9 protein-coding genes are annotated in these 14,563 nt (G+C 71.1%); 4 read left to right on the forward strand and 5 right to left on the reverse strand.

What is annotated here, in order from left to right; translation table 11 throughout:
• Positions 1 to 334: 334 nt before the first annotated feature.
• Positions 335 to 859, reverse strand: a complete 525-nt coding sequence (locus tag AC3WXD_RS29930) for a superoxide dismutase family protein (RefSeq protein ID WP_492325277.1) — start codon at positions 857 to 859, stop codon at positions 335 to 337.
• A gap of 159 nt (positions 860 to 1,018) precedes the next feature.
• Complete coding sequence (apbC, locus tag AC3WXD_RS29935) at positions 1,019 to 2,107, reverse strand: iron-sulfur cluster carrier protein ApbC (protein WP_020204342.1); 1,089 nt, start codon at positions 2,105 to 2,107, stop codon at positions 1,019 to 1,021.
• A gap of 305 nt (positions 2,108 to 2,412) precedes the next feature.
• Between apbC and AC3WXD_RS29940 the strand changes: the two genes are divergently transcribed.
• From AC3WXD_RS29940 to AC3WXD_RS29950, 3 genes are all read left to right on the forward strand, one after another.
• A complete protein-coding gene (locus AC3WXD_RS29940; protein WP_020204341.1) occupies positions 2,413 to 3,045 on the forward strand; it encodes a YiaD family glycine zipper/OmpA-like lipoprotein in 633 nt (210 codons plus the stop codon).
• Between the two features lie 330 nt (positions 3,046 to 3,375).
• A complete protein-coding gene (gene metG / locus AC3WXD_RS29945) occupies positions 3,376 to 5,430 on the forward strand; it encodes a methionine--tRNA ligase (protein ID WP_492325278.1) in 2,055 nt (684 codons plus the stop codon).
• Between the two features lie 144 nt (positions 5,431 to 5,574).
• Positions 5,575 to 7,437: a SulP family inorganic anion transporter gene (locus tag AC3WXD_RS29950; protein ID WP_492325279.1), complete on the forward strand. Its 1,863-nt coding sequence runs from the start codon at positions 5,575 to 5,577 to the stop codon at positions 7,435 to 7,437.
• Here the strand turns inward: AC3WXD_RS29950 and bamE are convergent, their stop codons facing one another.
• From bamE to AC3WXD_RS29965, 3 genes are all read right to left on the reverse strand, one after another.
• Positions 7,438 to 7,986 carry an outer membrane protein assembly factor BamE domain-containing protein gene (gene bamE / locus AC3WXD_RS29955; RefSeq protein WP_029043882.1) on the reverse strand — a complete coding sequence of 183 codons (549 nt, stop codon included), beginning with the start codon at positions 7,984 to 7,986 and terminating at the stop codon, positions 7,438 to 7,440. It lies immediately after the preceding gene.
• A 61-nt stretch (positions 7,987 to 8,047) separates the two neighbouring features.
• The gene (locus AC3WXD_RS29960; RefSeq protein ID WP_492325280.1) at positions 8,048 to 12,208 is read right to left on the reverse strand and encodes a translocation/assembly module TamB domain-containing protein; all 4,161 of its coding nucleotides are present in this window, start codon (positions 12,206 to 12,208) and stop codon (positions 8,048 to 8,050) included.
• 37 nt (positions 12,209 to 12,245) lie between these two features.
• Positions 12,246 to 14,156: an autotransporter assembly complex protein TamA gene (locus AC3WXD_RS29965; protein WP_492325281.1), complete on the reverse strand. Its 1,911-nt coding sequence runs from the start codon at positions 14,154 to 14,156 to the stop codon at positions 12,246 to 12,248.
• A gap of 211 nt (positions 14,157 to 14,367) precedes the next feature.
• On the opposite strand from AC3WXD_RS29965, the gene AC3WXD_RS29970 reads away from it, so the two are divergent.
• Complete coding sequence (locus AC3WXD_RS29970) at positions 14,368 to 14,556, forward strand: DUF3460 family protein (RefSeq protein WP_059411089.1); 189 nt, start codon at positions 14,368 to 14,370, stop codon at positions 14,554 to 14,556.
• Positions 14,557 to 14,563: the final 7 nt, after the last annotated feature.

Here is a 14,563-nt window from a genome sequence, read left to right on the forward strand (position 1 = left end):
GGCTCGGGCGCGGCCGGCGGCGTTGCCGCGCCGGGCAGCCGGGAACGCTGCTCGCATTTGCTCACGGCACGCCGGACCTGCCGGGGCCTCGCGATGGGCCGCATTGTACAACCAATCGGAAGCGCTTCCGGCGCGCGGGCATCGGGGAAGTGAGCCGGAGTGGAATCAGGCGCGGATCGGGCTCGGATCGGGCTCGCATCAGGCCGGAACCAGGCCGGAACCAGGCCAGGACCGGACCGAAAAGCTGGCCGGGAGCGGCCGTGAGCGACTATGGACGGCGCGGGGAGCGGCGCGGGAAACCGGGACGGCGCGCCCCGCTTCCCGCGCCCGCCCGTCAGGACTTGGCGATGACGCCGCAGGCGACGCGCCCGCCGGAGTTGCCGGTCGGCTGGGTGCGGTAGTCGTCCGGGTCCTTGTGCACCACCACGGCGCGGCCGACCACGCTGGTGGGGCCAGGGGCCACGGTCACGCCGGTCAGCTCGAAGCTGGCCTGGGCGCGCCCGCCGGCGTCCGCCCGCAGGTTGTTGATGTCGCCGGCATGGTGGTCGGGCATCGACATCGAGCCGTGCGGCTTGCCGGTCGGGTTGAAATGGCCGCCGGCGCTCATGGCATCGGGGCTCGAGCAATCGCCCTTCTCGTGCACGTGGAAGCCGTGTTCGGTGTTGGGCGGCAGGCCGCTCACGTCGGCCTTGACCAGCACGCGGTCGCCGCGCTGGGTGAAGGTCACGGTGCCTTGCGTGGCGGTGCCGCTCTTGGCGTCGAGCTTGGCCACCGCGCTGTCGCCGCCGATGTCCATGCTGCCGCAGCCGGCCAGGGCGCCCACTGCCGCCAGGCAGAAAAGTACGCGTACATGCTTCATGCAGAACCTCCTCTCACGGTGTTGTGCGGCCGATTGTACCGCCGCAATGTGACGTGCCGGCGAGAGTTTGCCGCCCGATGGCGCGCGCCGGCGGGCAGGTGGCGGGCAAGCGACGGACAGGCGGCGGACGCCCGCCCGGGCCGGCCCGCCGGACGCCGCTCAGGTGTTCTGCACCACGATGCTGGGGAACTTGCTGCTCATGTCGCGCGCGCGGTCGGCCACCTTGACCGCCACCTTGCGCGCCATCGCCCGGTACAGCTCGGCCACCGGGCTGTCGGGATCGGCCACCACGGTCGGGCGGCCGGTGTCGGCCTGCTCGCGGATCGAGCGGTTCAGCGGCATGCTGCCGAGCAGGTCCACGTGGTAGTCCTCGCACATCTTCTCGCCGCCGCCCTCGCCGAAGATATGTTCGACGTGGCCGCAGTTCGGGCAGCAGTAGACCGCCATGTTCTCGACGATGCCGAGGATGGGAATGCCCACCTTCTCGAACATCTTGAGGCCCTTCTTGGCGTCCAGCAGCGCGATGTCCTGCGGCGTGGTGACGATCACTGCGCCGGTGACGGGCACCTTCTGCGACAGCGTGAGCTGGATGTCGCCGGTGCCCGGCGGCATGTCGACGATCAGGTAGTCGAGGTCGTGCCAGTTGGTCTGGCGCAGCAGTTGCTCCAGCGCCGAGGTCACCATCGGGCCGCGCCACACCATCGGGTTGTCCTGCTCGATCAGGAAGCCGATCGAGTTGGCCTGCAGGCCGTGGCCTTCGAGCGGCTCCATCGTCTGGCCGTCCGACGACTCGGGCCGGCCGGTGATGCCGAGCATCATCGGCAGGCTGGGGCCGTAGATGTCGGCGTCGAGCATGCCCACGCGCGCGCCCTCGGCGGACAGCGCCAGCGCCAGGTTGACGGCGGTGGTGGACTTGCCCACGCCGCCCTTGCCGGAAGCCACGGCGATCACGTTCTTGACGCCGGGCAGCAGCTTGACGCCGCGCTGCACCGCGTGCGACACGATCTTGCTGGTCACGGTCACGCTGGCATTGGCCAGGCCCGGGATTTGCTGCAACGCAGCAAGCACCGCCTGGCGGATCGGCTCGAGCTGGCTCTTGCCGGGATAACCCAGTTCCACTTCCAGCGACACGTCGCCGCCATCGACGCGCACGTTGCGCGCCGAGCGGGTGGACACCAGATCCCGGCCCGTGTTCGGGTCGATCACGGTGCGCAGGACTTCGGTAACCTGGTCGATGGTGAGGCTCAAGACAATCTCCGCTGCTGGATGTGGGGGAAGGCGCGTACTGTATCAAAGTATGGACCACGCGCCCGCCGAGGGTGGCGCGCGGCCGACAAGCCCATGCGCCGCGCATGGAATTACACGCACTTACAACTGTCACAGGCTTGCGCTTGTGCGCCCGGCTTCATGTCCTTATTGTAGTGCGCCAGAAACGCCGCCCGGCGCGGACCGCCGGATACTTGTATTCACGTGCCTTCCGCGTTATTTCTAGCGTTGTGGTGCGCACCGTGTCAAAAAACCAGCCAACAACGATTCGTCCTGAAGGAGAAAGCATGAAACTCAAGCTCGTCAGCCTCGCCACCGTCGCCGTGCTCGCTGCCGGCTGCGCCACCGAACAAGGCACCCAGACCGCGGTCGGCACCGGCGTGGGTGCCGCGGTCGGCGCCGGGCTGGGCAACCTGATCGGCGGCAACACCACCGGCACGCTGGTCGGCGCGGCGGTGGGCGGCGCCCTGGGCGGCGCCACCGGCTACAACTGGAACGCGATCCGCGGCAAGCTGAACAAGGACACGGCCGGCACCGGCACGCAGATCACCGAGCAGCCGGACGGCTCGCTGAAGGTGAACATCCCGAGCCAGGTGACGTTCGACACGGACAGCTCGACCATCAAGCCGTCGTTCCGCGCGGTGCTCGACCAGGTCTCCCAGACCCTCAATCAGCATCCGGACGTGGCCGCCACCGTGGTCGGCCATACCGACAGCACCGGCAACCCGAGCTACAACATGCAGTTGTCGCAGCGCCGCGCGCAGAGCGTGGCCGGCTACCTGGGTGACCGCGGCGTCGCGCGCAACCGCCTGGCGGCCGAGGGCCGCGGGCAGACGCAGCCGATCGCGGACAACGCGACCGAGGCGGGACGCGCGCAGAATCGCCGCGTGGAAATTTTTTTGAAACCAATTCAAGGGTGATGCAGTCATAGAAACAGGTACCGCTTGTCACCGTTGCTGGCTCGCGATGGGTGACTGACCTCCCGGGCGGTACCTGATTTCTCCTCCTTTTCCGTTGTGGAAAGCTGCGCCGGTTCTGACCGGCGCTTTTTTTGCCCGCAGCTCTACAAGTGGCATATAAGTCACTACAAAGCCGCGCCGGCCCTCCCCGCCACCGTCCTGTCCGCCACCGGTCCGCCGCGCGCCACCCGCGCCTGCGGCCCCGCTTGCTAGAATAGCCGTCTCACGGTGCGCGCCGGCCTCCCGCCGCGCGTGCCCGCTTTCCCCGTTTACCCCTGACCGGCACCATCCATGACCGCACGTCGCATCCTCGTCACCTCTGCCCTGCCATACGCCAACGGCCAGATCCACATCGGCCACCTGGTGGAGTACATCCAGACCGACATCTGGGTGCGCTTCCAGCGCATGATGGGCAACGAGGTCTACTACGTGGGCGCCGACGACACGCACGGCACGCCCGTGATGCTGCGCGCCGAGAAGGAAGGCATCACCCCCAAGCAGCTGATCGACCGCGTCTGGAGCGAGCACAAGCGCGATTTCGACAGCTTCCTGGTGTCGTTCGACAACTACTACAGCACCGACTCGGACGAGAACAAGCAGCTTTCCGAGAAGATCTACCTGGCGCTGAAGGCCGAAGACCTGATCGCCGAGCGCGAGGTCGAGCAGTTCTACGACCCGGTCAAGAACATGTTCCTGCCGGACCGCTTCATCAAGGGCGAGTGCCCGAAATGCGGCGCCAAGGACCAGTACGGCGATTCCTGCGAGGTGTGCGGCACCACCTACGCGCCCACCGACCTGAAGAACCCGTACTCGGTGGTGTCGGGCGCCACGCCGGTGCGCAAGTCGTCGGCCCACTATTTCTTCAAGCTGTCCGACCCGCGCTGCGAGACCTTCCTGCGCGAGTGGGTGGCCGACCTGGCCCAGCCGGAAGCCGCCAACAAGATGCAGGAATGGCTCGGCGCCGAGGGCGAGGCCTCCACGCTGTCGGACTGGGACATCTCGCGCGACGCGCCCTACTTCGGCTTCGAGATCCCGGGCGCGCCCGGCAAGTACTTCTACGTGTGGCTGGACGCGCCGATCGGCTACTACGCCAGCTTCAAGAACCTGGCCGAAAAGAAGGGCATCGACTTCGACGCCTGGGTCGGCCCGCACTCCACCGCCGAGCAGTACCACTTCATCGGCAAGGACATCCTCTACTTCCACACGCTGTTCTGGCCGGCCATGCTGCGCTTCTCGGGCCACCGCACGCCGACCAACGTGTTCGCCCACGGCTTCCTGACCGTGGACGGCGCCAAGATGAGCAAGTCGCGCGGCACCTTCATCACCGCGCAGAGCTACATCGACACCGGCATGAACCCGGAATGGCTGCGCTACTACTTCGCCGCCAAGCTCAACGCCAGCATGGAAGACCTCGACCTGAACCTCGAGGACTTCATCGCGCGCGTCAACAGCGACCTGATCGGCAAGTACGTCAACATCGCCAGCCGCGCCGCCGGCTTCCTGGTCAAGCGCTTCGACGGCGCGGTGGACGAGGCCGCGCTCGCGCACCCGCTGCTCAAGCAGCTGCGCGAGGCCGCGCCGCAGGTCGCGCAGCTCTATGAAAGCCGCGAGTACAGCAAGGCGCTGCGCCTGGTGATGGAGCTGACCGACGCGGTCAACGCCTTCGTCGACACCGAGAAGCCGTGGGAACTGGCGCGCGACGACGCCAGGCGCGCCGCCCTGCACGCGGCCTGCTCGGTCTCGCTCGAGGCGTTCCGCCTGCTCACCGTCTACCTCAAGCCGGTGGTGCCGCAGATGGCCGCCGGCGTGGAGCGCTTCCTCAACGTCGAGCCGCTCGACTGGCGCGCGATCGACAAGCAGCTGAGCGCCGCGCGCCCGGTGCAGCCGTACTCGCACCTGATGACGCGCGTGGACGCCAAGCAGGTCGACGCGCTGCTGGCCGCCAACCGCGACTCGCTGCAGGCCGCCGCGCCGGCCGGCGCCGCCGCGATCGAGCCGGTCGCCGAGACCATCACCATCGACGACTTCGCCAAGGTGGACCTGCGCGTGGCGAAGATCGTGGCCTGCCAGAAGGTGGAAGGCTCGAGCAAGCTGCTGCAGCTCACGCTGGACGCGGGCGAAGGCAAGACCCGCAACGTCTTCTCCGGCATCCAGTCGGCCTACGCGCCCGAGCAGCTGGTCGGCAAGCTGACCGTGATGGTGGCCAACCTGGCACCGCGCAAGATGAAGTTCGGCCTGTCCGAAGGCATGGTGCTGGCCGCCTCGGCCGCCGACGAGAAGGCCACGCCGGGCCTGTGGATCCTGGAGCCGCACGACGGCGCCGTGCCCGGCATGCGCATCCGCTGAGCGCGCGCCGGTGCGCAGGCGAGCGCGCCCGCGCGCCACGCGGGCCGGCCGCCGCGCGGCGGCCGGCACCGGCGATTGACGACACCGCGCCGGCAAGCCCATACTGCATTCCTGCCCCACAAGGGCGTTGATGGAGTCCCTGGCATGCCCGACAGCGTTCCCGGCCACGCTCCCGTCGCCGGTACCCCGCGCAGCGGCCCACGCCTGCGCCAGCCCTTTCCCCTCGCCGCCTTCCACCCGCGCCTGCGCGACAGCCTGCGGGACTACGACCGCGCCACCTTCGCCAAGGACCTCGCCGCCGGCCTGACCGTGGGCGTGGTGGCGCTGCCGCTGGCGATGGCCTTCGCCATCGCCTCGGGCCTGCCGCCCCAGGCCGGCCTGTTTACCGCCATCATCGCCGGCTTCCTGATCGCCGCGCTGGGCGGCTCGCCGGTGCAGATCGGCGGCCCCGCCGGCGCCTTCATCGTCATCGTCTACGGCATCGTGGCGCGCTACGGCGTGGCCAACCTGCTGATCGCCACCATCCTGGCGGGGATGCTGCTGTTCGCGATGGGGCTGTTCCGGCTCGGCACGCTGGTGCGCTTCATTCCGGTGGCCATCGTGATCGGCTTCACCAACGGCATCGCGGTGCTGATCATGGTGTCGCAGATCGGCGACTTCCTCGGCCTGCGCACCGGCAAGCTGCCGGGCGACTTCCTCTCGCAAATGCGCGTGCTGGGCCAGGCGCTGCCGACCATATCGTGGCCCACGGTGGCGCTCGCGCTGGGCTCGCTGGCGGTGGTGGCGGGCTGGTCGCGCCTCGCGCGGCTGGCGGACCGGCGCCGGCATGCCGCGCCGGCGCAGCCGCCGGCCGCGCCCGGGCGCTGGAGCCGGGTCCTGTCGATGGTGCCCGGCACGGTGGTGGCGCTGGTGCTGGCCACCGCGGCCAACGCGCTGCTGGAGCTGCCGGTGGAGACCATCGGCACGCGCTTCGGCGGCATCCCGCAGGGCCTGCCGCCGTTCGCGCTGCCGCACCTGAGCTGGCAGCTGGCGCAGCAGCTGCTGGCGCCTACGCTGACCATCGCGCTGCTCGGCGCGATCGAGTCGCTGCTGTGTGCGCGCGTGGCCGACAGCCTCATCGACGACCGCCACGACCCCAACCAGGAACTGATGGCGCAGGGCATCGCCAACATCGTCACGCCGTTCTTCGGCGGGCTGCCGGCCACCGGCACCATCGCTCGCACCGTCACCAACGTGCGCAGCGGCGGACGCACGCCGGTGGCCGGCATCATCCACGCCGCCACGCTGCTGGTGATCATGCTGGCGGCGGCGCCGCTGGCCAGCGCCATCCCGCTGGCCACGCTGGCCGCCATCCTGCTCTACGTGGCGTGGAACATGGGCGAATGGCACGTGTTCGGGCTGGCGCACCTCAAGCGCTTCAGCAACAACTACCGCATCATCATGCTCGGCACCTTCGTGCTGACGGTGGTGTTCGACCTCACCGTGGCGGTGCAGGTGGGGCTGGTGCTGGCCTGCCTGTTCTTCATCTACCGCATGGCCTCGCTGACGCAGATCGAGCCGATCGCGCCGGCCGAGCTGCCGCCGGCGCCCGGCGGCGCGCTGCCGGCGGGCGAGGTGCAGGCCTACCGCATGACCGGCGCGCTGTTCTTCGGCGCGGTCAACAAGGTGGAAGCGCTGATCGACCCGCGCGACCGCAGCCAGCCGGCGCCGGCGGTGCTGATCCTGGAAGTGGGCAAGCTGGTGGCGCTGGACACCACCGGGCTGGACACGCTCGACGCGCTGCGCCGCACGCTGGCGCGCCGCGGCGGCACGCTGGTGGTGTGCAACGCCGCCGCGCAGGTGTTCTCGCTGATGCGGCGCGCCGGCTTCCTGGAGCGCATAGGCCCCGAGAACTGCTGCGACACGCTGGCCGCGGCCTGCGCCCGCGCGGGCGTGCTGCTGGCCGGGCGCGCTGCCCGCGATGCCGCCCAGGCGACGCAGGCCGCCCCCGCCGCGCCGCCGGCCTAGCTAGCCGCCCTGCATCTTCGACGGATCGTCGCTGCGCGAGGTGTGCGTCACCTTGCCGGCGGCGTCGAAGTGCACGTTGAAGAAGGCCTTGTCCTGCGAGCTCTCCCACCAGCGGTAGCCCCACACCTCTTCCTTCTTGAGCGCGAACGCTTCCACCTTGGTCGGCTTGCCGAGCAGGCGGCGGATGTCGTCGCGGCTCATGCCGGCATGCACGCGCGCGAAATTCTCCGCGGTCAGCACCTGCTCGATGGCGCCGACCTTGCCGTCCGCGCCGATGGTCACCATCCACGTGGTGGCGCCCTCGGGCCCGCGCGGGTATTCGAGCCGGCGCGCGCCGTTGTCCTCCTCCCACACGATTTCCGGGCGCCCGGCCTGGCGCCGCACGTCGTCCTCGCCCGACTGGCCGACCACGATGCCCTTGAACAGCTCGCTGTCGGGCTTGACGGCGTTCCATACCGAGCGCGCGCCCTCGCCCGCCTTCTTCATGGCTTCGTCGACCTTCTGCTGGTCGCAGCCGAACAGCGCAAGCACGGAGGAAATCAGTCCCATGGCGGCAAGGCGCCGGTACGGCGCGTGAGTGGAGAACATGGCGAAAGCGCGCCCGCCGGGCTCAGCGCGCGCGGGCATCCGAGGCGGCGCCGGCCGGCGCTGTGGCGTTGTCGGTAGTGGTGTCCTGGCTGGCATCGGTCTGGCTCCTTGCGCCCGCGGCGCGGCGGGAAGTGCCGCTGAACAGGTTGCCCCAGCTGTCGAAGCGGCGGTTGAACAGCACGGACAGCCCGTTGATCGAGCCGCCCTTGGCAATCAGCGACCAGCGCCGCGAGAAGGCCCAGGTCAGCTTGACCACGTTGGAGGCGCTGGTCAGGCTCTGCTCGTAGCCGACCGAGATCTTCTCGGTCACGGCCTTGCCCACGCTCACCACCTGCTGGTCGTTCAGGCCCGCGGTGCTGGGGCCGATCGAGAATTCGTCGATGCCGAGCTGCTGCACCACGCCCTTGCCCGCGCGCCCGCCCAGCATGCCCAGCGCCGCGCCGCCCAGCGCGCCGGCGCTGAGCTGCCGCTGCTGGCCGCTGGTATTGCTCTCGGCGCCGTAGCCGAACATCAGCCACGACAGCTTGTCCTCGTCCGGCACGTTGGGCTCGGACACCAGCCGCACGCGCGGCAGGCGCACCGTGCCGGTCACTTCCACGCCGGCCGCCACTTCCTGGTTGCGGCGCATGGCGCGGATGTTCAGGTTGGGATTGTCCACCGGCCCGTTGAAATTGACGATGCCGCGCTCGATGTCCAGCTTGCGCCCGAACGCCTCGTAGGTGCCGTCGGTCACGCGGATGGTGCCGGTGGCGCGCAGCGGCGTGAGCGGCGCGCTGCGCACGCCGAGCTGGCCGCCCAGCCGCAGGTCGGCGCCGGCGCCGCGGAAGCGGAAGTTGTCGCCGAGGTCCAGCGTGAGGTCGATCAGCGGGCTGAAGCGGCCGGCCGGCTTGGTTTCCGGCACCGGCGTGGCGGCGGTCTTCAGCTCGCGCTGGTCGCGCCGGCGCACCACCACCACGTCGTCGCCAAGCACCGGGGCGCCGGCCTTGGGCAGGTCGAACAGCCCGCGGTCCACGCGGAACTTGCCGCGGATCACGATCTGGCGGTTCTCGTTGAGGATGCTGGCGTCGCCGGAAACGATCAGCGTGCGCTCCGGGCTGGCGAAGATCTGCAGCTTGTCGGCCACGATCCGGCCGGTCAGGTTGGGGTCGGTGTCGCCCAGCTTGATGTTGCCGGTGGCGACGATCTTGCCGTCGCCGCCGTGGAACTCCACCTGCCGGAGCTCGATCGTGTCCTGGTCCAGCGCCACGCGCACCACGCCGCCAGTCAGGCGGATGCCTTCGTCGTACAGCGTCAGCGCGATGTCCTCGCCGTCGATGTTGCCGGTCAGCAGCGGCTTGCCCACCGTGCCCGCCAGTTGCAGCACGGCCGCCAGCCGGCCCTCGAACGCATATTGCGGGCCGCTCAGCGCCTCGAGCGTCTTGAGCCGGGGGATGTCCGCCGTCACCTTGCCCGCCAGCGCCGAGGCCGGCGTCACCGTCATCAGGCCCTGTTCCTGCAGCAGCCCGGCCGAGGCGTCCACCGTCACCCGGCCCAGCCGCGAAGCCTCGATGCCGCCGCGCAGGTTGACGCGGTTGCCGGCCAGGTCGGCGCGCAGCGCGCTCTCGCCCAAACCCAGCGTGGTGAAGCCGCGCCCCGCGTTGACCGAGAGGTCGCCGCTGCGCCGGCGCAGCTCGGCGAAGCCGGCCGCGCTCTCGGCCAGCGTGACGTTCCAGCGCCCGTCCAGCACCAGGTCCGAGCGCAGCGGCGGCGCCTCGCCGGTGAACGCCTCGGCGAGGCGCAGCAGGTTCGCCACCTCCAGGCCGTCGAGCTTGCCCTGCGTGCGGATGCGCCCGTGGTCGAACTCGAAGCCGTCCACGTCGACGCGGGCGTGCTCGAACTGCAGGCCGGCCGCGCCCAGCTTCACGCGCTGGTCCGCCACCTGCAGCGACGCCGGCGCCAGCAGGCGCACGTTGGCGGTGCCGCGCTCCTCGAGCGTGCGGATGGTGCCGCTCCAGCCCGCCGCCCCCTGCCACGCGCCCTGCCCGGCCAGGGCCAGGTCGAGCGGCTTGCCGTGCATCGCGCCGGCCGCCTTGAGGTCGAACACGTGGCTGGCCTGGGTGCCGCTGATGGAGGCGTCGAGCGTGCGCAGCGCGGCGAACGGGCCGCGGTAGTCGCGCACGTTGAGCTGCAGCGCCAGCGTGCCGTCCAGGCCGCCGCGCAGATCGGCCTTGCCGCTGGCGCTGGCCACCTTGTGCGGGCCCACCGCCAGCGCCTGCGCGCTGTAGCTGCCCGCCACCTCGGGCCGGGCCAGCGTGCCGGTGATGTCGGCGTCGAGCTTGAGCAGGCCGGCCACGCCAAACTTGAGCCGCTCGAGCTGGGGCGCGTCCACGTGCAGCCTGAGGCGATCGCCGCGCGCGCCGAAGCTGCCGTCGAGGCGGGCCTGGTTGCCGGCCATGTCGAGCGTGGCCTGGCTCGGCAGCAGGCGCTCGCCGGCCAGCCGCAGCTTGCCCTCGCCGCGCATCGGCAGGCCCGCGTAGACGCTGTCGCCCACCGTGAAATCGAGCGCCACGCGCCGCTCGGGCGCGAGCGTGCCGCTGGCGGCGAACTCCGCGTTGATGTTGCCGGGCGCCACCGCGGCCAGCCGCGCGGGGTCGAAGTTGGCCAGCTTGCCCTTGAAGCTGAAGGGCTGCGCGTCCTTGAGCGAGAGCGTGCCCTCGGCGCTGAGCGTGCCGCGGCCGATGCCGGCGCGCAGCGCGGTCAGCGTCACCGCGTCGGCGTCGAGGCGCGCGTCGGCGAACAGCTTGAGCTCGCCGCCGGACAGGTCCACCGCCAGGCTCTGGCGGCCCGGCTCCAGCCGCACGATCACCGGCCCGGACAGGCGCACGCGGTTCAGGCTGCCGTGCAGCGCCTTGGGGTCGAGGTCGCGCACGTCGAGGTCGAAGCCGCCGCGGCCGTCGCGCAGCGCGCCGCTGCCGCGGATCTCGCCGCCGCCCGGCAGCGCCACGCGCAGGTCGCGCACCACCTGCGAGGCCTCGCTCACCTCGATGCGCGCCTGCGCGGACGCCACCGGCAGGCGCTGCGCGTCGATCGGGCCGGCCTCGTGGTTGACCACGCGCACCTCGCCGGCCACGCGCAGCGGCGCCGCGCCGGCCGCTTGCGCCGCCGGCGCGGAAGCCCCGGCGGCCGACGCCCCCGCGGCGGCCGGGGCCGGGGCCGGGGCCGGGGCCGATGCCGATGCCGATGCCGGAGTCGATGCCGCGGCCCCGTCCACCGGCCGCAGCTCGGCATGCACGGACAGGTTGGCGCGCGGCGCCGACGGGCTGAACAGTTGCGGGTTGATCTGCTCGGCGTCGATGCCCACGTGGGTAAACGGCACCTTGCCGAACGGCGTCAGGTCCGCCGCGGCGCGGCCGCGCAGGCGGTCGCCGCTGGCCTCGGCCTGCGCGTGCAGCGCGGCCAGCGTGCCGCTCACGCCGGCGCTGATGCTGAACGATTCCTTCTGCCAGTTGCCTTCGAGCAGCGCCCCGCCGTTGAGCGCGAACGGCGCCTGGCCGGCGAGCTGCGCGTTGGCGGCCAGCTTGCCGTAGGGCGTGAGCAGCTGGTCGATGCTGACGCGGTGGCGCAGCCCGTCCGAATGGAGCGAGCCCGCCAGCCCGGAGAACACCAACTCGTCGGGCGTGGCCGGCGGCCCCTGCAGCAGCGCCAGGCGCTCCAGCGTGAGCGAGTCCACGTCCACCGCGAGCGGCAGCTCGAGCGACGCCGGCAGCGTGGCCGGCGCGCTGCCGGGCGCGGCCGGCGCGGCGGGCGGCAGGCGCAGCGTGACCTTGCCGATGCGCAGCCAGTTCACGTGCAGCCGCGCCGGCGACCAGCCCAGCGCCCAGTCGCCCTCGGCGCGGTCCACCGTGACGCGGGTCTGGCCGCTGGCGAAGACCACGTCGCGCAGGCGCAGTCCGTGCGCCACCGTGCCGCCCTCCAGCGTGCCCGACAGGGCGCCGGCGGAAAGCCGCGTCGCCAGCGACCACAAATGGCGCGTGCCGGCTTCCGTGCGCAGCGCCAGCACCACCGCCAGCACCGTGGCCACCAGTGCCAGCAGCACGAGCGCGGCCAGCCAGGCCAGCCAGCGTCCCAGGCGACGGCGGCCCGGCCGCGGCGGCGGCGGCGCGCCGTCGCCGGCCGGCACCGGGGGCATGTCGGGAATGCTCATGCGGCAGGTCCTCCGCGGGCGGGCGCGCGCAGCGTCATCAGAATGCGACTCCCAGCGAGATATGCGGGCGGAACTGCTTCTCCTGGATGCCGTAGCCCACGTCGAGCTGCACCGGCCCGACCGGGCTGCGCCAGCGCGCGCCGATGCCCACGCCGTTGTAGAGCCGCACGCCGGTCAGGTTGTCGGTGGCGGTGCCGGTATCCCAGAAGACCGCCACGCCCCAGTCGTACAGGAACCAGTATTGGTATTCCAGGCTGGCCGTGCCCAGGTACTTGGCGGGCAGCACGCTGGCGCCGCTGCGCGTGCCGATGGACTGGTAGCCGTAGCCGCGGATCGAATCGGTGCCGCCGGCGCGAAAGCGCAGCGAGGCCGGCACGCCGGTCACGTCGCCGCGAGTGATGTCGGCGCCCAGCTCCAGCCGGGCCACCACGAGATCGCGCTTGCCCACCGGGATGTACTGGCGGATGCGGCCATAGAGGCGGAAGAAGGTCTCGTCGCTGAGCACGTGCTTGGCCGCCACCCCGAGCTGCGTGTTGATGACGTTGCCGCGCCGGGGGAAGACCGGGTTGTCGACGTCGCGCCGGGTCCAGGCGAAGGCCGGCACCAGCGCGCGGCTGAGCTGCGCCTCCTCGCCGTAGGGCTGCAGGCTGTCGTAGTAGTAGTCCAGCGACAGCGTGGTGTCGTACTTCTCGCGCGAGCGCGAGCGCTTGAGGCCCGTGCGCAGGCTGGTCAGGTCGGTGCTTTCCAGGTCGATGGTGCGCTCGTAGCTGCCATAGACGCTGTTGCGGTAGGTGCGGGTGTCGGGCGGCATGGCCACCTCGGCGAAGGCGTACTGGCGCTTCTGCTCGATGCGGGCCTGCGAGTCGAACACCCAGGCGCGGTTGAACAGGTTGTAGTACGAATAGCGCCCCTCCACCTGGGCCCCGGTGTCGGTGGTGTAGCCCACGCCCGAGGTGAGCCGGTTGGCCGGGTATTCGCGCACGCGCACGTGGACCGGCGCGGTCACGCGCTCGGCGTTCTGGTCCAGCGGCGGGTCGGCCGGCGCGCCGGACGGCTGGTCGTCGGCGCCCTGGTCGTCGGTGCTCCGGGCGTCGCTCTGCGGGCCCAGGTCGATCTCCACGTTGGAGAAATACGGCTGGTTCTGGATCGCGCGCTGGAACTCGAGCAGCCGCTCCACGCGGTAGGGCTCGCCCTGCGACAACGGGTTGACGTTGCGGATGATCTGCTCGGGATAGCGGCGCAGCCCGCTGATCCGCAGCGGCCCGAGGCTGTAGGCCGGCCCGCTGGCGTAACGCGCGTTCAGGTCGGCGGCGCGCTCGTCGGGGTCGACGCGCGCCTGCGAGCCGGCCAGCCGCGCGCCGTAATAGGTATGGCTCTGCAATTCGGCCAGCGCGTCGTCCTTGGCCTTGTCCCAGTCCGCCTGGCGGAACGGCTCGCCCGCAGGCAAGCCCCATTTGGCGCGCAGCTCGGCCACCTGCGCCGGCGACTGGGTGGCGGCCGGGCCGGTCACGTCGACGTCCACGTTGCGGATCAGCGTGCGCGCGCCGGGCTCCACGGTGAGGTACACGGTGCGCTGGTCGCCGCGGCCTTCCACCCGCGTGGTGGTGGCCGGGTCGAAATAGCCTTCGGTGGAGGTGAACTGGCGCACCTGCTCGCCCACGGTCTCGACCATGTAGTTGAACTGGTCCGGCGAGATGTCGTCGCGCGTGCGGTAGCGCGACAGGTCGAGGTGCTCCTCGAGCATGTCCTTGATCGCCTTGGGCGCGTCCACCTCGACCTTGTAGGTGGCCGCGGCCGGCGGCGCGCACAGCGCCAGGACGGCCCAGACAACCCAGCCGGCCGGCGTGGCCGCCGGCGGCAGTCGCCGCGAGCGGCGCCGGACGGACGCATTCCCCGGCGGCGGGCCGGAGGGCGCGGCAGGCGGCAGGCGCTCGTTCCCTGGATCCATCCTCATCGATCGGTGCACTTCATGCGAAGTCGACATTTGACCACACCGCGCGCCCAGCCTGCCGATGCGGGCGAAAAAGAGCGCCCGCGTGCGGCCCCGGCCGGGCCGCCCCGGGGAGGGTCCGCAGGCAGACCCGCGCGCAAACCCCTGCCGGCGCCTGCCGATACGGTAAAATCCCGGCTGCCCCTTCAATTTCACCAATTTCCCCGTCATGGCTGCCTACGAATCGGATATCACCCAGTTCCTGAAGTCGCTCAAGGAAGAGCGCCCGTCGCTCGAGACGGAACAGCGCCAGGGCCGCGCCCTGCTGTGGGACAAGGCGCCGATCAACCTCGAGGAACGCGATCGCGCCATCGCCTCGCGCGTGGCGCAGAAGCCCTACGTCTACGCGCTGGACTGAGGCAGCC

The sequence above is a fragment of the Cupriavidus sp. FW216-B1 genome (genome assembly GCF_058789195.1).